The following is a 20,396-nucleotide window of genomic DNA, read 5'->3' on the forward strand; positions in this document are numbered from 1 at the left end:
CGTGGGTCTCTTACGGGGTCACCCGTCCGGACTTCTTTCACAGAGGTAAGCATTACACTGCCACAATGTTAAGGATAAATCCTTATATGGCAATGGGTTCCCAACCTTTTTCGTACGCCCGCCCCCAAAGCCGGTTTGCGGCCTCGTCGTGTAAGATGTGGCCGTTCGACGGATCGGTGTGTAGCACCCCTGACGTTCTTTGCGCGATGTTGGCCAGTTGGCAAAGCAATACGCTTTTGTACCCAGAATCCACCGGCTGTGTCAACTTCGCCTCGCCCCGGATCGTGTCCACAAAGTTGTGGAAATGATAGAAGTCCAGGTTGCCCGTGGCGCTCACCGTATTGGTGGGGTCCGCCTTTTCATCCGGGGTCACCGCTTTGACAAGTTTGTTCTTCGTGTCGTAGATCTTATAATCGCCCCCGCCCAGGTTGACCAGGGTGCCCTTGTCGCCATAGATGATAAAACCGCGGCTTGACCCTTCGACGCCGTAATTGTTACAGCTCCTCCCCTCCCAGGTGATCGCCTTATTGTCACCGAACTCAAAGGTCGCCACCTGTGTATCCGGTGTCTGCCAGTCGTCCTTATAGGCGTAGCGGCCGCCCCCCGAGGTCACCTTGGTCGGGTAGTCGACGCCTAAGAACCAACGGCAGCAGTCGATCTCGTGCGTGCCGTTGTTACACGCCTCGCCCGTCCCCCAGTGCCAGAACCAGTGCCAGTTGTAGTGGACCAGATTGTCCTGGAAGGGTCTCCGCGGCGCCGGCCCCTGCCAAAGTTCGAAGTCCAGGGTGGACGGCACCGGGATGTGTTTCCCGACCCCGATCGACGCCCGGTTGTTTGTATACCACGCCTTTGCAAAATAGGTATTCCCGATCGCGCCATCCCGCACCTCCTGTACCCCCTGGATCAGGGTCGGCATGGAACGCCGCTGGCTGCCCATCTGGACCGGCCGCCCCGTCTTCTGATACGCCGCCACTAGCAGCTCACCCTCGTGCGGGGTATGACAACAAGGCTTTTCTACGTAGACGGGTTTACCCGCCGCCACGCCCAACAGTGCCGCCGGGGCATGCCAGTGATCCGGGGAAGCAATGATCAACGCGTCCAGGTCCGGGCGTTTCACCAGCTCGTGTATGTCTTTGATTAAGGTTGGTTTTCTCGCCGCGTCCTTCAGCGCGTCAAAGCCGTTTTTGATCGCCCCCTCTTCCACGTCGCAGATAAAGCCCACCTCCACATTCGGAAGCTGCGAAAAACACTTCGCCAGGTAAGCGCCCCGGCTGTGGACGCCCATGACACCCACGACGACTTTATTCGACGGGGCGTTTTTACCAAATACGGGAAAATTCAGAATGGTGACGCCGGCAGCGGCGAGACTGGTGTCTTTTAGAAAGGTTCTACGATGCATGGCAAGTACGTTGGTTGGTGAATAAAAGTAAGGGAATCGACCAACCCCGCCCGCGTTTTTTCGTATATTAGGACAGAATCAAGTTTATATGGGGCGTCTAATGTATGGAGTGGTAGCCGTGGCGTGTATGCTCTTTGCTGGCTGCGCCAAGCACGACGTGCGCCCTATCGACAACAACCCCTTACCCACGACGCCGCCCGCCCCCGGCCTCCCCACTTTTTACAGCGGTCCCAGCCACCCCCCGCCCCTGACCGGTGTCCGGGGAGATTTCTTTCTGGACGTGTCCGATAGTCTTTTGTATGGACCAAAATCGACCCTGGGCTGGGGCCACCCCGATACGCTCCCCGAGCAAGTCAATGTTTTTGCCGGCGGCCCCAGGCTCTGGACCGGTGGAGCCGCACCCGGCCCCACCGTCGGGAACATCCCCGACTTTTACCTCGACATGGTACACGCCAACCTGTACGGACCGAAAAGCGCCTCCGGCTGGGGCGCCAGCGTCACCCTGCCCGTCGCGGATACGTCAGTTACCCCCTCTGCCCCCCAGGGGAGCGGCCCTGTCGATTAAGCCCTTTTCGATCATCGCCATCAACGCGTCGCGGTAATTTTTCCCCACCGGAATCCGCTGCTCCCTAATCGTGGCTGCCCGCCAGGCGCCGCCGCGCGTAGTTGTGCCTTCCGCCGATGCGTATAACTACGCGCGACCGATGATAGTTAATACGCTAAATGATCGTTATACCGCTTTGTGGTATTGACACCTGGCCGATGCAGGTATATGTTTGCAGCAAAAAGATGATGAAACAACGAATGCTTTTTGCTTACCTCCTGCTGATGGCGACGTTGTATATGTCGTGTTCCAAAACCGGGCCTGCGGGCCCGGCCGGTGCGACAGGTGCCACCGGCGCTGCCGGTCCACAAGGCCCGCAAGGTGCCACGGGTACCGCCAACGTGATTTATTCCAACTGGAATACGGCCATCAACCTCCGGGATACCAACTTTGACGGCTCCAATTATGTGCTCATGACCCTGCTGGCCCCCTCCCTCACTTCAGCCGACCTCAACACCGCGACGGTCCTTGTGTACTTCACCTTTGGTGATGGCGACTTTCCATTGCCTTATATGAATGACGCGGGAGGAAAGACGAGCATCATTTCATTTATACCCGAGGCAGGACAGATCCTGATCACGCGCTACACCACCGACAATTCGGCTTCCGTCACGCTCGGAACCTTGAATCAATACCGTTTTGTGATTATTCCGGGTGGTGTAAACGTACCGGATTCGTTCGACTACGCCACGGTATGTGCGTTCTACCACATCACCGAAAACTAACAGTAAGCCTTCGTTATATAAGCAGTCGTTTTTGGTTAAATGCAAAGCAAAGGCGCCCTCTGTCTAGGGGGGGCCTTTTGTGTTGTTGCGCCGGGCGCGGATGCTTAGGCGAGGCCGCGGCCGTGGAGTTTCAGACAGTAGGCCAGGCTGCAAGGCGGCATCGCGGGTAGCGTGACCTTCAACCCTTCGCCGGTTTGGGTGAACGGCACCTTGCCGTACCCGAGTAGTTCCGCATGTTCTACATTTTCACTGCCGAGGGTGTGGAGGGTGACTTCCCAGTTCGCGGGCCAGCCCATGAAAAAGGCGTAGAGGTGCCCTTTTTTTGTGGTGAACCGGATGTCGTGTTCCCCCAGTTCCTGGCGCTTGCCCTCATTAAAGGAGGCACCGCCTTGTGTCGTGGCAGCCGCCGGGCTTTCCCCGTAGACTTTCCACGGGCGGGTGCCGTAGATCCCTTCGCTGTTGACGGCCATCCAGGCGGTGATGCCTTCCAATACTTTCAATTCGTCGTCATCCAACATGCCGCTGGCGGGCAACGGAAAATTGAGCATCAGGTTCCCGTTCCGGCTGACGATGTCCACCAGCAGGTCGACAACGGTTTTGGGGCTTTTATAGTGGCCCACGGTGGCGCGGTTGTAGTGCCAGTCGCCGATACAAGTGTCGGTTTGCCAGGGTTGTGGCCAGATGGATTGCACTACGCCTCTTTCCACGTCAAAGGCACAGGTACCCACTGCCGAATCTTCCTGGCGTTTGCTGGTATAAACGGCTTGGGGTTTGCCGCCGTTTTTAGCCGCGCTTTTGTTATACAGGTGGGCGAGGATATTCAGCCCATACGTTTCGAAGGGAATGGGCCCGTCGCAATACAACAGGTCCGGTTCGTACCGGTTGATCAGGTCCTGGATGCGCTGAAACCAGCGTTGTTTCCAGGCTTCGGAGATGGTATCCTCATTCCAGGGAAGGTCGTCCGCGAAAATGGTGGGGTCGTCCCCATAGAGGTCGGCCAACGCGGGATCCGCGCCGTCATAAGGTTTCCCTGCGAAGGGGCCGTCCTTGTCCGCGCCCTTGCTGACCGAAAACCACTTTGGACTGATCCACAAGTGGTCGCTGATGCCGAAGTGCAATCCATGTTTGCGGGCCGCGTCCCTCCAAAGCCCGACGATGTCTTTGCCCGGCCCCATCTTGACCGAATTCCACCGGTTGTACGGAGAATCCCAAAGGTCAAAGTTGTCGTGGTGCGCGCCCATGCTCATAAAGTAGCGCGCGCCGGCTTTTTTATACAACCCCATGAGGTAGTCCGGGTCGAAACGTTCCGCCTTCCATTTAGGGATGGTGTCCTTGTATCCGGAACCGGGTTTGGAGGGGTGACCGTAGTGTTCGAGGTGGTACTTGTACTGGTCGCTGCCCTGGCGGTACATATTCCGTGCATACCAGTCCCCGGCTTCAATCGCCGACTGCGGGCCCCAGTGGGCCCAGATGCCGAATTTGGCGTTGCCAAACCATTCGGGGAGGGTGTAGGCTTGCAGCGAGGCGCGGGTGCCCTGGAAGGGGCCGGGCGCGATGGGGCCGGGGCCGCCTATCGCGCCGCCGAGGCCCGTTGTGCTGCCGTTGAGCGCGTCGCCGGCCAGCGCCGCCAGCGGCCGCAGTTGTTGCGCCGCCACCAGCGCGGTGATCAATCGAAGCGCCTTGCGCCGGGAAACTTTAGACATATAAGCGATTTTAAAGCGACACCCCTCTTTTCCAAAGAATAAAATCATCCTGCCCATGACGCACCGCCGCCACGGTGGTCTCCCCGCTGGCCACGCTGATGACGTAGTCGAGGATGCGTTCGCCGGCCTGGCGGATGGTCTCCTTGCCTTCGATGATGGTGCCGGTGTCGATGTCGATGATGTCGCGCATGCGTTCGAAAAGGGCGGTGTTGCTGGAAATCTTGACGACGGGGGTGATGGGGTTGCCGGTGGGCGTGCCGAGACCTGTCGTAAAGAGGACGATGTTGGCGCCCGCGCCGACTTCCGCGGTGGTGGACTCGACGTCGTTGCCGGGGGTGCACAGGAGGTTGAGCCCGGGACGGGTCACCTTGTTGGGATAGTCGAGGACGTCAGCCACGGGGGAGGTGCCGCCTTTTTTGGCCGCGCCGGCGCTTTTGATGGCGTCGGTGATGAGTCCGTCTTTGATGTTGCCGGGCGAGGGGTTCATGTCGAAGCCGGAGCCAACGGCCTTGGCGCGATCGTTATAGGCGCGCATCAGGCTGCCGAATTGCGTGGCGAGGTCTTCGGTGACACAACGGTCGCTGAGGTTTTGCTCGACGCCGCAGAGTTCGGGGAATTCGGAGAGGATCACGGAGCCGCCTAAGGAGACCAACAGGTCGGAGGTGTAGCCGATCGCCGGGTTGGCCGAAATGCCGGAAAAACCATCGGAACCGCCGCATTCCAGGCCGATACACAGCTTGTCCAGCCCCGCGGGGGCGCGGTGGTTGGCATTGGCCAGCATGAGACCGGCAAACGTCTGGCGGATGGCTTCGCTGAGGAGGGCGCTTTCTTTGCCTATCTTTTGTTGTTCGAGGACGTAGAGGGGTTTGCTGAAGTGGGGGGAACGCCTGGCGATCTCCTCTTCCAGGATGCTGACCTGGGCGTTCTGGCAACCTAAAGAAAGCACCGTGGCGCCTGCCACGTTGGGGTGCGTGATGTACCCGGCCAGCAGACCGCAAAGGGCGCGGGCATCGTCGCGGGTGCCGCCGCAGCCGCCGTCGTGGACAAGGAATTTGATGCCATCGACGTTGGGAAAAAGACGGTGGGCATGCCCGGCCTGGCCGTAGTCCGCGCGGAGGTCGGCCTGGAGGATGTCCTCGACCGCCTTTCCGGCCTTGTACAGCTCGATGAGCTGACGCGCCTGGTCCTGGTAGGTACGGTTGCGTCCGTAGCCCAGGTCCTCGACCAGCGCCTGCTGGAGGACTTGCAGGTTGCGGTTTTCGCAAAAAACCATCGGGATGACCACCCAATAGTTGGCAGTCCCGACGCTTCCGTCGGCGCGATGGTACCCGTTAAAGGTCCGGTCCGCAAAATTTTTGGTGTCCGGTCTTACCCAGTCGGTGTGCCGTGTGCCCACGTGGAAGTCACCGGCCGCGTGGTGGACGTTTTTGGTGTTGATCCAGCCGCCTTTGGGGATGGGCTCGGTCGCCTTGCCGACAAGGACGCCGTACATATAGATGGGGTCGCCGGGTTGCAGATCGACCGTCGCGAATTTATGCTTTGCTGGAACGGCGGAAGGCAGGCGGTACGTATGACCGTCGAGTTCTACATTTTCTCCGGCGCTCAGGTTGGCCAGGGCGACGCCCACATTATCGTCGTGGTGTACTTTTAAAACACGTTGTTGCATTATAAACCTCCTTTTTCCTTGAGAATGAACAATTCTTTGGCGACGGCGTCCGCAAAGCCGTTGAGCTGCGTCAGGTCGGTGTCCCAGAGGGATACGTCGCCCAGGATACTGCGGACGGGGTCGGCGCTTTGCCAGTGCGCCGCATAGACGGCGGCGTTGTCGTCCTGGATCGGATAGTGCAGGCCCCGGCTTGATCCGGAATACTTACCCCCCTCTACCTTGTCCGGGCGCATAAACAGGATGTGCGCCGCAAAACCTTTGGTCATGGCGGGCGGCACGCTCCCTTTGTTGACATAATGCTGCCGGAGCACGGGGATCACGCGCAGCTTCATCTTCGAGGAGTACTGAAGGGTGATGTTGATCCAGCGGTGCTCCAGGTAAGGATTGCGGAAACGGTCCAGGACCTTTTGGCCAAAGTCGTGGGCCGCGCCATCCGGCAGCGCGATGGGGATGGCATGGGCGATTTCGCCCAGCGCCAGGGTTTCCATAAATTCCTCGAAAGCCTCGTCTTCCATCGTGTCCCGCACCGTATCGAAACCCGACAGGAAGGCCAGGCCGCAGCTCAGCGTATGGGTACCGTTGAGCAGCCGGAGTTTCAGTTCTTTAAAAACTTCTATGCTGGGGGCGATGACCACGCCCGGATCCGCCTTTGCAAACGAAAGGACCGGTCCCAGGATGTCTTCGTCTCCCTCGATGGCCCAAAGCCGGTAAGACTCACAGACCAGGAGCAGGTCGTCCTCATACCCCAGGTATTTCTGTATCTGGTCGAGCATGATGGCGTCCGGCCGCCCCGGTACGATCCGGTCCACCAGGGAACTGCAAAAGCTGTTGTACCTGTCCAGCCACTCCAGGAAAGCCTCCGGCAGTTTATTGAAACGCGCCAGGTCGATGACGATCCGTTTCAGTTTTTTGCCATTGTCGCTGATGAGCTCGGTCGGGATGATGACCAGGCCTCCATCGGCGCTCCCTTTGCAGGATTCATAGCGCGTATACAGAAAGGCCAATAATTTTCCGGGAAAAGAAGCAGGCGGCTCCGCATGGATGTCCTCTTCTACCGCTTGTATGCCGACTTCCGTGGTGTTCGATATGATGATGCGGATGCCGTTTTTCCGGGCCAGTTCCAGGACATCGTCCCAGGCGTCCGCCGCCGAAAGGACCCGGCTGATGGCCGAGCTGATCCGGTTCTCGAAGACCTTATGGCCGTGTTCGATTCCCCGGATGCAAAGCGTATACAGGCTGTTCTGGCGGTCAAAGGCCCCCGCGTCCCCGCCGCTTGTCGACTTGACGACGACGATGCGGCCGTGGAACAACCCCTGCCGGTTGGCTTTGTCGATAAAGTAGTCCGGCAATCCCCTCAACAGGACGCCGGTCCCGAATTGCAGGACGGTCTCCGGGAGGGACAGGTTTTCCGCTTTGGGTTTGACCACGCCTTCGTCCGGTATCTGCGCTAGCTCGTTGATAGAAAGTTTCATGTCGTGCTATTAAAGTTCAATCATTGCTTTGATAACCCCCGAAGCCGGATCCAGCCAGCCGGGGAATTCGGCGCCCACTTTGTCAAAGGGCGCGCGGTGGGTGATAAAGGTAACGGGGTCCACCTCGCCGCTGCGCAGCGCCCGCATCACCTGCCGGAAGTCTTCCCGGGTAGCGTTACGGCTGCTCATCAGCGTGCTCTCCCTTTTGTGAAACTCCGGGTGGGAGAAGCAAAAGGCCTCTTTTTGCAGACCGATCAGCACGTACCGGCCGCCGTGGGCCAGGTAGTCCAGGCCGCCGTTGATCGCCTTCAGGTTGCCGGTGGCGTCGATCACGACGGTGGCCATGTCGCCGCTGGTGATGTCGCGGACGGCCTCCAGGGCCGTCGGCGCGGCGGAGCCGTCTTGGGCCGCCCCGCCCGGCCCTGTCGCGCCGCTGGAGGCGGTTGGCGTCGGGCCCGCGGCAGTGGCCCCTGCGCCACCTGCCAGCACCGTGTGCTCCACCCCCAGTTGCTCGCGGCAAAAGCGCAACCGCGCCTCGTTGACGTCAAGCGCGATCACGCGCGCGCCCGCAATGCGGGCAAACGCCATCGTGCCGAGACCGATCGGGCCCGCGCCGATCACCAGGACGAACTCCCCCGGGGTGATGCCCGCGCGGCGGACGCCATGGGCGCCGATGGCCAGGGGTTCGACCAGGGCCAGGGCGTCGTGGGAAAGGCCTTCGCCAGGGACAAGGGCGTCGTTCGGAACGGAAAGATACTCTACCATCCCGCCGTCGATGTGGACGCCGCAGACCTTGATCGAGGTACAGCAGTTGGGGAGGCCCCGGCGGCAGGCGATGCAGTGGCCGCAGGCGTAATATGGGATGAGGGTGCAGGCGTCGCCGCGCTCGGGGCCGTCGACGGGGTCCCCCGCCAGCTCGTGTCCCAGGATACGCGGGTAACTGAAATAAGGTTGTGTCCCCTGGAACGCGTGCAGGTCGGTCCCGCACACGCCGATGCGGCGGATGCGCAAGGTCGTCCGGCCGTCCTGCGGTTCGGGGGCAGGTATATCCAGGAGAGAAAAAGATCCGGGTGTTGTACAAGACCAGGCGCGCATACAATCAGGTTAAGCGTTGGCCAGGGCCCTGTCCAGGTGAACGTATCCTCCATCCACATGGACGAGTTGCCCGGTCGTATGGCTGGAGCGTTCCGACAAAAGAAAGGCCGTCATGTTGGCGATCTCTTCTTTGGTTGTCATCCGGTTGCCCAGCGGGATTTTGGCGGTGATCTCCTCCAGCTTGCCCTGTGGATCCGGAAGGGAGCTGACCCATTTTTCATAAAGGGGCGTCCAGCACTCGGCCACGACGATGCCGTTGACGCGGATGCCGTATTTCAGGAGTTCCACGGCCCATTCACGGACAAGGGCGTTCCGGCCGCCGTTAGCCGCCGCGTAAGCGGAGGTATGACCCTGCCCCGTCTCCGCGGTCTTGGAGGTGATATTGACAACCGCCCCCTTGGACTTGATCAGGGCCGGAAGGGCGTGGTGGACGATAAGGTAATAGTGGACGAGGTTTTTGTGGAGGGAAGCCATAAACGCTTCGTAGTTCCCGTTCTCCAGCCCAACGCCATCGTTTTGACCGGCGTTATTAACGACGCCGTCGATCCGGCCATGGGCGTCCAGGGTCGCCTGTACCGCCCGGGCGCACGCCAGGGGTTCATTGAGCTCGGCGGTGATGGCGGTCACCCGCCCACCCGCGGCCTTGATCGAAGCTGCCGTGGCTTCGTTGTCCGCGGCATTCCTACCTATGATTACGGGATGGGCGCCTTCCGCCGCCAACACCCTGGAGATCCCCTCCCCGATACCTTTGGCCCCGCCTGTAACGATGATGACCTTGTCCTGTAGTTGTAAATCCATAACAATCCTATTAAGTAAGTTTATAAAATTCAGAAGCGGTGCCCCCGAACAGGGCGGCCTTTTCGCTCAGCGAAAAAGCGGCAAAGTAGTCCTGGATGACGCGGACGGTTTCCTCGAAGGAAGCCGCCAGGAGGCAGACGGGCCAGTCGGTTCCAAACATCAGGCGCCGCGGGCCGAAGGCCTCGACGACCACGTCCAGGAAGGGATGGATATCCTCGGGTTTCCAGTGGGCCCAGTCGGCTTCGGTGACCAGGCCGGATACTTTGCAGCAGACGTTTTCGCAGCTCGCCAGGGAGCGGATCGTTTTTTTCCAGATAGGCAGGTCGCCGGGGCCGCCCCCCGGCGGGACGCTGAGGCCACCCATGGCCGGCTCGCGGGAGCCCGCGGCTGACTGGTCGCCGGTCCCGCGGGCGGCGCCGTGGCGCGTCGCCCTTCGGGCCGCATACCCCTTGATGTCGGGTTTTGCCATGTGGTCCAGTACCATCGGCTGGTCCGGGAACCGCCGTGCAAACTCGGTGGCATATTCAATCTGATCCGCATAGATCAGGATGTCATAAGTAAACCCATAACGGTTGAGCAACCCGACGCCGCGTAGGAAGTCCGGCCTGAGCATAAAATCCCGCTGGGCCTCCCCCTGGAGAATATGCCGGAACCCTTTCAGGAGCGGGAAGCTCCGGTAGTGCGCGAGTTGTTCTTCTATATCCGAAGCCTGGAGGTTGACCCAGCCCACTACGCCCTTGATAAAAGGGCTTGCAGCCGCCAGGCCCAGGAGAAAGGCCGTTTCCGCCGGCGACTGATCCGCCTGCACCGCCACGCAACCGTCAAAGGCCTGTGCCTCCAGGAGGGGTTGCAGATCCGATGGGAAAAAATCCCGGCGGATGTCCCCGATCATCCAACTGTCGCGGACGGGATCGTATTTCCAAAAGTGCTGGTGGGCGTCGATGCGGAGCATAACCTTTATAGTTGAAAGATGTTATCCATGAGGATCCACTTTTCGCCGGGCGCGGCCCAGGGCAACGGCTGCTGGAACGTCCACATGAGGTCCTCCCAGTGTTGCACCGCGGGGTTGTTTTTGTCCGCGGCGGCTTTGGCGTCCATGCTAAAGTTGTCGGCGGTTTCCATGATCATAAAAAGCCGGTTGCCGGTACGGTAGATCTGCATGTCCAGGATGCCCGCCGACCGGATGCTTTCCAGGATCTCCGGCCAAACCTCCTCGTGCAGGTGTTCGTATTCCCGGATCAGCTCGGGATTGTCTTTCAGGTCGACGGCGAGGCAGTATCGTTTCATGCGAGTGTCGTATTAAAAACAGGTTTTTTTGCGTTGAGGGCCGACCCCTTGTAGGCATACCACGCGATAAATACGTACGCCACTAAAGGTACGATCTCCGCGAGTGCCATGCTGTGTGCATGCACGGCAATTAACCCCATGAGGGGCGGGAAGGCCGCGCCCCCGATGATGGCCATGACGAGGATGCCCCCGGCGACCTTGGTGTTGGGACCGAGGTCACGGATGCCCAAAGCGAAGATGGTGGGGTACATCAGGGACATAAAGAAGCTGGTCAGGAGTAACGCCCACATGCCTACCGGACCGGGATGCAGAATCGCCACGGCGACCAACCCTACATTGATCAGCGCATATAGACCCATCAACCGGTTGGGAGAGAGGTACCTCATAAACCAGGTGGCGGAAAAACGGCCCAGCAGGAAGGCGACCAGGGTGCCGGTGAGGAAATACCCTGCGGTTTTTTCCGGTTCACCGGTATAGTCTTGTACATATTGGATAAAAAAGCTCCAGGTACAGACCTGGGCACCCACATAAAAGAATTGGGCGAGCACGCCCCCGATGAAGTGGGGCTTTTTACCAAGCTCCCGCCAGTTGCCTTTGGGGCCAGCCTCGGTGACGAGCTCATCCCTGACTTTTGGGAACTTGGTGGCGATCATACAGATAGCCCACACCAGTCCGAAAGCCGCCAGGACAAGGTAAGGCGTCACCACACGCATCGTTTCTTTGTGCAGGTAGGCGTCATAGGTACCGGCTGCTTTTAGGGCCGCCACGTGGGCCGGGTCGTTTTCGATCCCGGAAAGGATAAAGACTGTGCCGATCAGGACGCCCAGGATAGCCCCGAACGGGTTAAACGCCTGTGCGAGGTTGATGCGGCGCTCGGCGCTTTCTTCAGGGCCCAGCTCGACGACAAAGCTGTTGGCGCCCGTTTCGAGAAAGGACAGACCGGAGGCGATCACAAAAAGCGCCACCAGGAAAAGCCCGTATTTGCCCACCACGGCAGCCGGCCAGAACAGGAAACAGCCGATGCTAAAGAGGAAAAGCCCGATGACCAGCCCCGCTTTGTAGGAATATTTTTTCATGATCAGACCGGCGGGCACGGCCAGGACGAAATACCCCATATAAAAGGCCGACTGTACGAGCACCGCCTGAAAGCGCGTGAGCTCGAACGACTTCATAAACTGTTTGATGAGGATATCGTTCAGGTTGTTGGGGATGCCCCAGATCAGGAAGAGCATGGTGACGAGGGAAAAGGCAAGGACATTGCCGGAAGGGATCATGGGCTGCTTGGACATGGCAAGTGTTTCGTTTCACCAAAGAAATGCTTTTTATGCGTGCGCCAGCCCCCCCAGATTATCCGACGCTTAAAGAATTTTAACATCACTATCGGATTTATCCCGATTTTTGTGAATAGATGCGTGCAGAACTCCTCAAGGTGCCCCGGCGGCCGGACGATTCCTTTAGCGTCCGGCAACACTTTTCCAACCAGGTCAACAACCGCTGGCACTATCATGTCGAGTTGGAGCTCATCCACATCCACCGGGGAAGCGGGACCCAGTTCGTGGGGGACAACATCAAACGCTTTGACGCCGGGGACATCGTCCTGGTGGGCTCCAACCTGCCCCATTTCTGGCGGTACGACCATCCCGAAACCGACGCCGAAGCACCTTATTCAACCGTCATCCACTTTCGCGATGACCTCTGGGGTGTTCCCTTTCTGCACCTGCCCGAGCTGCGGCCCGTCAAAGCCCTCCTGACCACGGCCGGACGCGGTATCCTGATCCAAGGCAAGCGAGAGCAGCAACGCCTGGGCGCCCTCATCGGCGAGGTCCGCGCGGCCGAAGGCCTGGACAGGCTGTTGCGCCTCCTTAAGGTCTTAGGTGAGCTCGCCGCCGCCCCCCGTCCGCAACTCCTCAGCTCCATCGGCTTCCAACCCGTCTTCACCGAAGGCGAAAGCGAGCGGATCAACGCGATTTATGATTTTACGCTCCAACATTTCCCCGACAATATTTACCTCGAAGACGTCAGCCGCGTGGCCCAGCTCGTTCCGAATTCCTTTTGCCGCTATTTCAAAGCAAAAACGGGGAAAACCTACTCCCAGTTCGTGACCGAGATCCGCGTCGGCCACGCCTGCAAGCTCCTGATCGAAGGCAAAGACAGCATCAAACAGGTGTGCTACGCCAGCGGGTTTAATAATTTCACCTCCTTTAATGCCGCCTTCAAACGGATCACCGGGCAGGTGCCCCAGGCGTATCAAAGAGCGTTTGTGGAACGCTGAAACGATCCACCGGCAGGCTTTCCGGGTGATACTCCTGCAGAAAGGCAATGATTTTTTCCCTCACTTTACACCGCAACTCAAAGGCGTCGCCCGAATTCCGCGCACTGAGCAACACCCGCACTTCCATGACCCGTTCGCGGAGATCGGTCACGTGCACGACATTGACGCGTTTGTCCCAGCGCGGCTCGTTCTCCAGGATCTGGTTCACCTCCCGCCGGATCGCGTCTACCGGTGTCCTATAGTCGAGGTAAAACATCACCGAGGCCAACAGATCGGCCGTGGTACGGGTCCAGTTTTGAAATGGTTTTTCCACAAAATAAGTGATGGGCAGGATGAGCCTCCGCTGGTCCCAGATGTTCAACACCACATACGTCAGCGTGATCTCCTCCACCCTTCCCCATTCGCCCTCGACGACCAGGACATCATCGATCCGTAACGGTTGTGTAAAGGCAATTTGAAAACCCGCCAGCAGCGCGCCCAGCGATCGTTGGGCGGCAAACCCGATGATGATCCCCCCCACCCCGACACCCGTGAGCAGGCTCGCGCCCATCTTGCGCAGTGAGTCGAAGCTCAACAGGATGACACAGGCGGCGACGAGGATGATCAGGACCACCAGGATCTTACGGATAAATTGCAGTTGCGTGCGCACCTTCCGCTCCTTCAGGTTGATCGGTTTGGAAATGTCGTACCGGTGGTACATATAGTCCTCCCCCACCTTGACCATGGCGATGAGGAAAAAAGCCACGCTGATGTCGAAGCAAATCTCCACCGTTTTGTCGATCGGGTCCTTGTAGGGGGTGCCCAGGCGCAGGAAAGGGACTAAGAGGTTGAATAAAAGGAGCGGGATAAAAATGTTGATCGGTTCACCCAGGCGCGTAAGCAGGCTTCTCCAAAGACTGAATTGACCCGCCTGTTGCTCTTTGTACCGCCGGCTGATGCGCGCCAGCACGAATTTGACCAGCAAACCGGCCGCGATCGCCGCGGCAAAAAGGAGCAGGTCGAAAACCAGGTCGGGAAGGTGGAAGGTTAGCATGCGGGAAGTGCTCCCAAAAATATGCCAGAGCTAGTCGCGCTCGCGTTTGGCGAACAGCCAGCCGACGGTGAATCCCGCCATGAGCTCCGGCATGACCCCGTTACCCCTGCTGTCTTCCAGCGGAACGATATACCCTCCACCGTAGGTATAATGATACAGCGAGTCCTGGATGTCCTGGGAGATGCCAACGACCGCCTTGCGGAATTTCACACCCACACCCGAATAGAGACTAAGGGTAAAATACCGCCAAAAGCTTTTGTCCCAGCAAAACAACAAGCTGACCGTACTGACATCCTTCTCTACCGGGTAATGCACCGGGCGGCTGTAGTCCTCCGTCTCGTCATGGATGGACGAATCATATTTGGGATAGTAGTCCTCCTCCGTACGCGTATGCCAGTTGTGCATCAGGTCAAGTGCGATGGAGTAACGATCCGGTCCGTTGCCTCTAAAGGACCGTTTGAGCCCGACCCTCGCCATATAACCCTGGTCAAAATACAGCCCTCCGCCGCTATAAATGGACCAGCGCCTGTTCCATGCCCATTCGACACCTGCTCGGAGACTGCCCCCGTTAGGGTCCAGGGTGGCCAAAGGTTCTATGTACACGGAAATGTAGCGATCCGGCAGTCGTGGCCAAAAGCCGTTGAAGAGGCTGTCAAACGTGTCCATCGTTCGATGAAAAACAGATTGCCCCTGCGCAAAAGAAGCGCAACAAAGAAGGGCGATGGCAGTCAGAAGGCGAGGCATACGGTTAACCTAAGATACAACTTTCTGGTGCGCCCACAAGTCCTGAAAGGCCTCGCTTTGCGACAGCAGTTGTGTAAACGTCCCCTCCCCGGCCACGCGGCCCGCTTTTAGGATGTAGATGTAGTCGAAACGATGTAGTAGGTGCAGCCGGTGCATGGACGACACGATAGCTTTGTCTGCAAAGGCCTCGAAAAGACGCTCGTAGATCAATGCCTCGGTCTTCGGGTCGACGCTGCTGGTCGGTTCGTCCAGCAGCACTACGTCGCTTTCGCGGGCAGCCAGGACGCCGCGCGCAAGGGCCAGGCGTTGCTTTTGCCCACCAGATAAGTTGACGCCCTTTTCGCGGATGTCCGACTGGAGGCCGCCGGGGAGCTGGTGGACGACCTCCGCAAAGTGTGCAACGGAGCACACGTGTAAAATGTCCTCCTCCGAAAACGGCAACCCCAGCGTAATGTTGTACGCAATGGTGTTCTCGAAGATCTCCGGCTCCTGCGGGAAAAGTGTTACCGATTCGTTGAGCGAGTCAAGGTCATACGACGCGTTGTCCACTGTGAATACATATCCGTGTTGTGGGAGGTATAGCCCCCTCAGCAACGCGAGCAATGTGCTTTTCCCACTCCCGCTCTCCCCAATAAGGGCAATTTTTTCGCCCCGTTTGATCCGGATGTGCAGGTCGCGGAGGCTTTGAGCCGTGCTATGTGCAAAATTCAATCCGTGTAGTTCCAGGGTTTGCCAGCGTTCCGGCAATTTTTGTGGCGCGTCCGCCCTGTGCGCTTCCTGATAAGCCTTCGGGATCATCGACGCGTTCTCCACATTGGTATGGTACTGCACCAGGTCCGTATACAACCAGGCCACGTTTTGAAAAACGCTCGTAAACGTATTGACATACCCCAGCAACGTCACCAGCCCCGCGATCAGGAATACCTGACCCGGCACCCAATGCTGGTATACATACCCCGCGCCCACCACGCAATAGATCAGGGTGATCATCATATCCGTGACAAACCACTTCCATTCATTGATCACCGCGCTCCGGCGGAAGGGCCGGAAGATCTGACGCACCTTGGCCAATAGTCCTTTTTCCATGCTTTGTTCCAGGCGCAGGGTAATCACCGTCATGATGTTCGACAGGCTGTCAAAAAGCGTCGAGCTCACCACGTGCTCCTTTTCGTTCACCTCGTCCAGGGCCTTTACAAAAGGCTTGTCAAAACGCATGATGGCCACGACCGTGAGTACCCCCAACCCCACCGCGATCGAGCCAAAAAGCGGCGAAAAGATCACGATGGCACTCACCGAAAAAAGAAACCGGCAAATCGAATCGATAAACATAAACCCCCGGTCATAAAACTCCCTGAGCGCCTCGTACGCCTTTCGCACCCGGTTGATCGTCGCCCCGCTATGATGGTCCTGGTGCCACTTTGCCGGCAGGTGCATCACCTGGTGGTAGCGCTCCTGTAGAAAGTTCCGGCTCAACCGGAAGGCCAGGCTTCGCTCCATTACCCGCGCCGGGCCGTGCAAACACCACTGGAAAAACTTCAGGGACGTGTATGCCGTGACATACATCAGCGTGTATTTGAATACGTGCGCGCTATCGTTTTGCAACCGGCCCACGAACCAGCCGAATAACAGGGGGCTCAGGGCGATGATGGCATTCGCAACGACAAACATCGCGTATACCAGGACGAAGCGCTTTTTTTCCTTTCGGGCGTAGGTCCAGGCGGTGCGCAGGAGGGAGAGGTAGGGGTTGGGCATCCGGGGGTAAAACTACGGATTCTATTGCTGATCCCCTGAGACGCCTGGGTGAAAGGTGGCGCCGCCGGCATCGATAACGCAAGGTCCGTCGGAAATGATGCCATTGGTATGGAAGGACCACTTTGTGGCGTGGCTCGCTAAGTCTACGGCAACAAACGACCCGTCGCTGGTGCCATAATACAAAATGCCGTGCGCAATGGTAACCTCGGAAATGGATGGCAGCGTTCCGACGGGATTGGTAGACGTCCATAGGACGTTGCCGGTTTGCATATCGAATGCATAGACAGCACCGTCATTATTGCCGGCGTAAACAGCGCCATTATACGTGACAGGGCTGGAAAATTGTCCACTGGTTCCTCCTCCGTAAGGTCCGGATTTCCAAAGCACGGAACCCGATGCCGTGTCGAAGGCATACATGTAATTGTCGTAGCCGGCGATGAAGACTTTGCTTCCAGACACCGTCGGAGAAGTACCGCTTCCAAATGTACCGTCATAATAACGCCATTTGACCGCGCCGGTGTTGGCGTCCATCGCCACTATTTTGCAAAACTGATCGGCCGCATACACCGTACCACCCACCGCCGCTGGATTTGAATAGCCACTCCCATTATAATAGGTCCAGACCGGATTGCCCGTGGCGACATTTAAGGCGACCACAGAAGCATACCCTTCAAAGAGGGAGAAGTACACCAGCCCATTGGCTACCGTAGGGTTGGCATCGAGAACGTCGGCCTTGAGGTCTTGGGTTACGAATTGCCATTTAACCGCGCCGGTTTGCGCGTCCAGTGCCGTCATGGTCGCGTTGCCGTACATGAAAACCACCCCGTTGGTCACCGTCGGATAGGAATACACGGGTTCATAAAAATCGTATTTCCACAGCAATGATCCGTTGGCCGCATTGATCGCATAGAGGTAGCCGTCGGTACTGCCCACGAATACCGTCCCATTACTCACGGTGGGGCCATGGTCGATGGCTCCGCCCGTAGCGAATTTCCAGCGTTGAAGCCCCGTAGCGGCATCGATGGCATACACGTATCCGTCGTCGGAGCCCACAAACACGCTTAGATTGGTGGAGACAAACACCGTATAAGCCGCCATCGAGCCGTCCTCCGCCGTTACGAGGTACCGCTGGGACGATGTAAAATCAGCTTTGGTACCCGAAGATGGGGAGATGCTGACACCGGTATACGTGATGTACGGCGTCAAATTATCAAGCGGCAGGTCGCTGCTAAACGGAACGACAATGGTGTCCCCGCTGATGATCCCCTGGATGGTTGCGGTCAGCCCCGGGTTTTCCGTCGGCCGGAAAGCAAAAGAAGTGATCGCCTTGGCGTTAGACAGGAATCTCACCGTCACCACATAGGACTGAGTGCTGCCGTCCTGTGCCGTCACCACATAGGTCACCGGCGCCGAAAAATTCTCTGATTGCCCACTGGCAGGCGTGATCTTCGCTCCCTTATAGGTGATCGTCGGAACAAGTCCGTTCAGGTTGGTGCCCATGGGAACCGCCACCAGTACCGAGTCCGCACCGATGGTGCTGCCTATGTCCCTCGTCAGCCCCTGATTGGCGGCAGCGGTGAACGTAAAGCTGATGATGTATTTGTCGGAGGACGGATGGTTGTTGTTCTTGTTGCAGGATAACAACAGTAAGACGGCAGAGGCAAGGAGGATACGCATGGAGGGCGGTTTGCAGTGGCAATATACGAAAAATAACTCATGTTTTCCATGCCGTCGCCGCGTACATCCGGGCGCGCCCGAAGGCAGAGGGGCGGTCGCCCAGGAGGTTGAATTGGTCGTAACCCATGTCTTTGAAAAAACCTTTCAGTTGTTCTTTGCCGATCGGATATGGGACCCAGGGGTTGGACTTTTGTGTGTCGTATTCGACGATGATGAATCTGGGTGGTTGCAGCCTTCTTATCAACGTCCCTTTGTCCTTTACGTAGTGCATGGAATTGGCCATCAGGATGCCGTCCAGGGGTGGCAGGCCTAGCGGGTCCTTTTCGAAGTTTTTTTGTAGGAAAAGAATGCCCTTTGGCAGGTCCTGGCGGGTTTTGTCTATCGCGTAGATCGTGCTTTCGGGGTGAAGCAAGGTTGCCAGGGCGCGGGTAAAGAGACCGGTGCCGCAGCCGAGGTCGGCCCATTTTTGGGGGCGGGTGTTGTCAAGAGGGCCTAGAAGGGTGATGGCGTTCTGAAGTGTCATCTTCTTTTTTCTCTCAAAGCGTGTCTCTGCGTCCGGATCAGTATTGTAAAGGGTTCATCTTAGTGTGACGTATGCGGATGATTCGGATTTCCTTTTCTTTGATGCGGTAAGCAATACGATAATGGTGTTTTTCAAAAGCCCTCCAGGTGCCGTCATTGTCTATCTTGTATTTATCTGGAGGATGGGATTCCGGCTGGGAAGGGAGTTTACGGGTAAGGGATACTATATCGTTCCTCACTTTATTGGCACTCCGTGGAGAACCGGCCTTGATATATTCGTAGATTTCCTTTAGCTGTTGACGGACATCCTCATTCCAAACAACCTTCCGAAGTTCTTTTACCATGTCTTCATTTCCTTTTCCAGGTCTTCCTGAGTAATGAAGTGCCCGGCATCAATTGCCGCGTCAGCTTCCTCCAACTCCCTGTTGTACTCTTCGATGGTTTGGGGTTTGATGTCGTCTTTTCGGCCTTTCAAGAAGGTTTTCAGCATTTGGATGACAGACTTTTTTTCAGCTTCATTGAGCTGGATAAAGTAGCTGTACATCTCCTGATCCAAAGCTTTTGCCATAACACTGATTTGTATACAAATTTACTTTTTAAAACCGAGCCAACCAAACGGGTGGCGTTTTGCTAACGTCCCAAGGCATTACGTCTGAAGAATTTGGAAATCAAATCATTGCTGTATATTTATAAGCGATGCCTTTCATAAAATCATTTTCGATCAACGCCGATAAGCGGACCCCCTTTCCGTTCAATATCCCCGCCGTCCAGTTCGCGCGGGAGGTTGTACTGGACGAAAGGGTCACCATTTTCGTCGGTGACAACGGGAGCGGTAAGTCAACTCTGCTGGAGAGCATTGCTTTTGCCGTGCACTTGCCCCTGATCGGCGGCCAGATGAGTGCTGCCGCCGGGAGCTTTGAGGCGGCACGGCTGTTAAAGCCCTATCTGGAGCTCGTATGGGCCCGGCAAACCAGCAAGGGGTTCTTTTTCCGGGCGGAGGATTTTAGCGATTTTATCGATGGCGTGGAAAAAGGAAGGATGAAGATCGAAATGGATTTAGCCGACCTGAAAGGCCAGGTAGACGACGCCATCATCCGGCAAATGAGCGACAGCATGAATTACGCTCTTCATAACACCCGTCGGCTTTATGGGGCGGATCTCCAGGCGTTTTCTCACGGAGAGGCCTACCTGACCATTTTGCAAAACCGTATCCAGGACAAGGGGGTCTACCTGCTGGATGAACCAGAGGCCGCGTTGTCGCCGCTCAAACAACTCGCGCTGATCGCTTTTATCCTTGAAGTATTAAAAAACAACAACACCCAGTTTATTATCGCCACCCACTCCCCTATCCTTATGGGCATACCCGGTGCAAGGCTTTATGAGATCCGGGAGGAGGAGATGCGGCAGGTGGCGTATACCGAGACCGATCATTACCGCGTGACGAAGCGGTTTTTGGATAACCCCGAGAGCTATCTTAGGCATTTTTGATCTGCCGAACTATTGGTCACAATCTAAAGCAAATGCTATTGAACTATCTCCACGCCGGAAGGTAATTTCCTTTGATCCTGCTTGCTTCATTACGGAATCGCCCACTTCGATCCAATAGGTTGTAAACCCTTTGCTATTGAATTTCGCTGTTGCATTGAC

At 57.4% G+C, this 20,396-nt stretch carries 20 protein-coding genes; 4 read left to right on the forward strand and 16 right to left on the reverse strand.

Going from position 1 to position 20,396, the window contains the following annotated elements; translation table 11 throughout:
* Positions 1 to 82: 82 nt before the first annotated feature.
* The gene (locus EDB95_RS26985; protein WP_134000144.1) at positions 83 to 1,399 is read right to left on the reverse strand and encodes a Gfo/Idh/MocA family protein; all 1,317 of its coding nucleotides are present in this window, start codon (positions 1,397 to 1,399) and stop codon (positions 83 to 85) included.
* A gap of 88 nt (positions 1,400 to 1,487) precedes the next feature.
* On the opposite strand from EDB95_RS26985, the gene EDB95_RS26990 reads away from it, so the two are divergent.
* Positions 1,488 to 1,964 (forward strand): hypothetical protein, encoded by a 477-nt coding sequence (locus EDB95_RS26990; RefSeq protein ID WP_134000146.1) that lies wholly within the window; start codon positions 1,488 to 1,490, stop codon positions 1,962 to 1,964.
* 224 nt (positions 1,965 to 2,188) lie between these two features.
* A complete protein-coding gene (locus EDB95_RS27610) occupies positions 2,189 to 2,728 on the forward strand; it encodes a hypothetical protein (protein WP_211352234.1) in 540 nt (179 codons plus the stop codon).
* A gap of 104 nt (positions 2,729 to 2,832) precedes the next feature.
* On the opposite strand, the gene EDB95_RS27000 is transcribed toward EDB95_RS27610, so the two are convergent.
* From EDB95_RS27000 to fucP, 8 genes are read right to left on the reverse strand one after another with little or no spacing between them, the layout of a single operon-like run.
* Positions 2,833 to 4,431, reverse strand: a complete 1,599-nt coding sequence (locus EDB95_RS27000) for an alpha-L-fucosidase (RefSeq protein WP_134000149.1) — start codon at positions 4,429 to 4,431, stop codon at positions 2,833 to 2,835.
* A 10-nt stretch (positions 4,432 to 4,441) separates the two neighbouring features.
* Positions 4,442 to 6,097, reverse strand: coding sequence for a UxaA family hydrolase (locus EDB95_RS27005; RefSeq protein ID WP_134000151.1), 1,656 nt, complete (start codon positions 6,095 to 6,097; stop codon positions 4,442 to 4,444).
* Entirely contained in the window at positions 6,097 to 7,569 is a 1,473-nt protein-coding gene (locus EDB95_RS27010; RefSeq protein WP_134000153.1) for a tagaturonate reductase, read from the reverse strand. Before EDB95_RS27010 ends, EDB95_RS27005 begins: the two co-directional genes overlap by 1 nt.
* A gap of 9 nt (positions 7,570 to 7,578) precedes the next feature.
* The gene (locus tag EDB95_RS27015) at positions 7,579 to 8,664 is read right to left on the reverse strand and encodes a zinc-binding alcohol dehydrogenase family protein (protein WP_134000156.1); all 1,086 of its coding nucleotides are present in this window, start codon (positions 8,662 to 8,664) and stop codon (positions 7,579 to 7,581) included.
* A 9-nt stretch (positions 8,665 to 8,673) separates the two neighbouring features.
* Positions 8,674 to 9,462 carry an L-fucose dehydrogenase gene (locus EDB95_RS27020; protein WP_134000159.1) on the reverse strand — a complete coding sequence of 263 codons (789 nt, stop codon included), beginning with the start codon at positions 9,460 to 9,462 and terminating at the stop codon, positions 8,674 to 8,676.
* 10 nt (positions 9,463 to 9,472) lie between these two features.
* Positions 9,473 to 10,414 carry an amidohydrolase family protein gene (locus tag EDB95_RS27025; protein ID WP_134000162.1) on the reverse strand — a complete coding sequence of 314 codons (942 nt, stop codon included), beginning with the start codon at positions 10,412 to 10,414 and terminating at the stop codon, positions 9,473 to 9,475.
* Positions 10,415 to 10,419: 5 nt separating this feature from the next.
* Positions 10,420 to 10,749 (reverse strand): L-rhamnose mutarotase, encoded by a 330-nt coding sequence (locus tag EDB95_RS27030; protein ID WP_134000165.1) that lies wholly within the window; start codon positions 10,747 to 10,749, stop codon positions 10,420 to 10,422.
* A complete protein-coding gene (gene fucP / locus EDB95_RS27035; protein WP_134000168.1) occupies positions 10,746 to 12,038 on the reverse strand; it encodes an L-fucose:H+ symporter permease in 1,293 nt (430 codons plus the stop codon). The genes EDB95_RS27030 and fucP overlap by 4 nt, the downstream gene beginning before the upstream one ends.
* A gap of 119 nt (positions 12,039 to 12,157) precedes the next feature.
* Between fucP and EDB95_RS27040 the strand changes: the two genes are divergently transcribed.
* Positions 12,158 to 13,021 carry an AraC family transcriptional regulator gene (locus EDB95_RS27040; RefSeq protein ID WP_134000171.1) on the forward strand — a complete coding sequence of 288 codons (864 nt, stop codon included), beginning with the start codon at positions 12,158 to 12,160 and terminating at the stop codon, positions 13,019 to 13,021.
* Here EDB95_RS27040 and EDB95_RS27045 read toward each other — a convergent pair.
* From EDB95_RS27045 to EDB95_RS27075, 7 genes are read right to left on the reverse strand one after another with little or no spacing between them, the layout of a single operon-like run.
* The gene (locus EDB95_RS27045) at positions 12,972 to 14,054 is read right to left on the reverse strand and encodes a mechanosensitive ion channel family protein (protein WP_134000174.1); all 1,083 of its coding nucleotides are present in this window, start codon (positions 14,052 to 14,054) and stop codon (positions 12,972 to 12,974) included. The genes EDB95_RS27040 and EDB95_RS27045 overlap by 50 nt on opposite strands.
* 30 nt (positions 14,055 to 14,084) lie before the next feature.
* Positions 14,085 to 14,798, reverse strand: a complete 714-nt coding sequence (locus EDB95_RS27050) for a hypothetical protein (protein WP_134000177.1) — start codon at positions 14,796 to 14,798, stop codon at positions 14,085 to 14,087.
* A 9-nt stretch (positions 14,799 to 14,807) separates the two neighbouring features.
* On the reverse strand, positions 14,808 to 16,550 hold the full coding sequence (locus EDB95_RS27055; protein WP_134000179.1) for an ABC transporter ATP-binding protein: 1,743 nt from the start codon (positions 16,548 to 16,550) through the stop codon (positions 14,808 to 14,810).
* A gap of 21 nt (positions 16,551 to 16,571) precedes the next feature.
* Positions 16,572 to 18,227 (reverse strand): outer membrane protein assembly factor BamB family protein, encoded by a 1,656-nt coding sequence (locus EDB95_RS27060; RefSeq protein WP_134000183.1) that lies wholly within the window; start codon positions 18,225 to 18,227, stop codon positions 16,572 to 16,574.
* A 37-nt stretch (positions 18,228 to 18,264) separates the two neighbouring features.
* Complete coding sequence (locus tag EDB95_RS27065) at positions 18,265 to 18,750, reverse strand: class I SAM-dependent methyltransferase (RefSeq protein WP_134000186.1); 486 nt, start codon at positions 18,748 to 18,750, stop codon at positions 18,265 to 18,267.
* A gap of 37 nt (positions 18,751 to 18,787) precedes the next feature.
* Positions 18,788 to 19,093 carry a type II toxin-antitoxin system RelE/ParE family toxin gene (locus EDB95_RS27070; protein ID WP_134000189.1) on the reverse strand — a complete coding sequence of 102 codons (306 nt, stop codon included), beginning with the start codon at positions 19,091 to 19,093 and terminating at the stop codon, positions 18,788 to 18,790.
* On the reverse strand, positions 19,087 to 19,317 hold the full coding sequence (locus tag EDB95_RS27075) for a hypothetical protein (protein ID WP_134000192.1): 231 nt from the start codon (positions 19,315 to 19,317) through the stop codon (positions 19,087 to 19,089). The genes EDB95_RS27070 and EDB95_RS27075 overlap by 7 nt, the downstream gene beginning before the upstream one ends.
* A 128-nt stretch (positions 19,318 to 19,445) precedes the next feature.
* Here EDB95_RS27075 and EDB95_RS27080 point away from each other — a divergent pair, with 128 nt between their 5' ends.
* Positions 19,446 to 20,237 carry an AAA family ATPase gene (locus EDB95_RS27080; protein ID WP_134000194.1) on the forward strand — a complete coding sequence of 264 codons (792 nt, stop codon included), beginning with the start codon at positions 19,446 to 19,448 and terminating at the stop codon, positions 20,235 to 20,237.
* Positions 20,238 to 20,396: the final 159 nt, after the last annotated feature.

The organism is Dinghuibacter silviterrae (assembly GCF_004366355.1).
In the GTDB taxonomy this organism is placed as follows: Bacteria; Bacteroidota; Bacteroidia; order Chitinophagales; family Chitinophagaceae; genus Dinghuibacter; species Dinghuibacter silviterrae.

Excerpts from the sequence above, each read along its gene's own strand:
- EDB95_RS26985 (WP_134000144.1), bottom strand. The coding sequence starts at position 1,399 with ATGCATCGTAGAACCTTTCTAAAAGACACCAGTCTCGCCGCTGCCGGC.
- EDB95_RS26990 (WP_134000146.1), top strand. The coding sequence starts at position 1,488 with ATGGGGCGTCTAATGTATGGAGTGGTAGCCGTGGCGTGTATGCTCTTT.
- EDB95_RS27610 (WP_211352234.1), top strand. The coding sequence starts at position 2,189 with ATGATGAAACAACGAATGCTTTTTGCTTACCTCCTGCTGATGGCGACG.
- EDB95_RS27000 (WP_134000149.1), bottom strand. The coding sequence starts at position 4,431 with ATGTCTAAAGTTTCCCGGCGCAAGGCGCTTCGATTGATCACCGCGCTG.
- EDB95_RS27005 (WP_134000151.1), bottom strand. The coding sequence starts at position 6,097 with ATGCAACAACGTGTTTTAAAAGTACACCACGACGATAATGTGGGCGTC.
- EDB95_RS27010 (WP_134000153.1), bottom strand. The coding sequence starts at position 7,569 with ATGAAACTTTCTATCAACGAGCTAGCGCAGATACCGGACGAAGGCGTG.
- EDB95_RS27015 (WP_134000156.1), bottom strand. The coding sequence starts at position 8,664 with ATGCGCGCCTGGTCTTGTACAACACCCGGATCTTTTTCTCTCCTGGAT.
- EDB95_RS27020 (WP_134000159.1), bottom strand. The coding sequence starts at position 9,462 with ATGGATTTACAACTACAGGACAAGGTCATCATCGTTACAGGCGGGGCC.
- EDB95_RS27025 (WP_134000162.1), bottom strand. The coding sequence starts at position 10,414 with ATGCTCCGCATCGACGCCCACCAGCACTTTTGGAAATACGATCCCGTC.
- EDB95_RS27030 (WP_134000165.1), bottom strand. The coding sequence starts at position 10,749 with ATGAAACGATACTGCCTCGCCGTCGACCTGAAAGACAATCCCGAGCTG.
- fucP (WP_134000168.1), bottom strand. The coding sequence starts at position 12,038 with ATGTCCAAGCAGCCCATGATCCCTTCCGGCAATGTCCTTGCCTTTTCC.
- EDB95_RS27040 (WP_134000171.1), top strand. The coding sequence starts at position 12,158 with ATGCGTGCAGAACTCCTCAAGGTGCCCCGGCGGCCGGACGATTCCTTT.
- EDB95_RS27045 (WP_134000174.1), bottom strand. The coding sequence starts at position 14,054 with ATGCTAACCTTCCACCTTCCCGACCTGGTTTTCGACCTGCTCCTTTTT.
- EDB95_RS27050 (WP_134000177.1), bottom strand. The coding sequence starts at position 14,798 with ATGCCTCGCCTTCTGACTGCCATCGCCCTTCTTTGTTGCGCTTCTTTT.
- EDB95_RS27055 (WP_134000179.1), bottom strand. The coding sequence starts at position 16,550 with ATGCCCAACCCCTACCTCTCCCTCCTGCGCACCGCCTGGACCTACGCC.
- EDB95_RS27060 (WP_134000183.1), bottom strand. The coding sequence starts at position 18,227 with ATGCGTATCCTCCTTGCCTCTGCCGTCTTACTGTTGTTATCCTGCAAC.
- EDB95_RS27065 (WP_134000186.1), bottom strand. The coding sequence starts at position 18,750 with ATGACACTTCAGAACGCCATCACCCTTCTAGGCCCTCTTGACAACACC.
- EDB95_RS27070 (WP_134000189.1), bottom strand. The coding sequence starts at position 19,093 with ATGGTAAAAGAACTTCGGAAGGTTGTTTGGAATGAGGATGTCCGTCAA.
- EDB95_RS27075 (WP_134000192.1), bottom strand. The coding sequence starts at position 19,317 with ATGGCAAAAGCTTTGGATCAGGAGATGTACAGCTACTTTATCCAGCTC.
- EDB95_RS27080 (WP_134000194.1), top strand. The coding sequence starts at position 19,446 with ATGCCTTTCATAAAATCATTTTCGATCAACGCCGATAAGCGGACCCCC.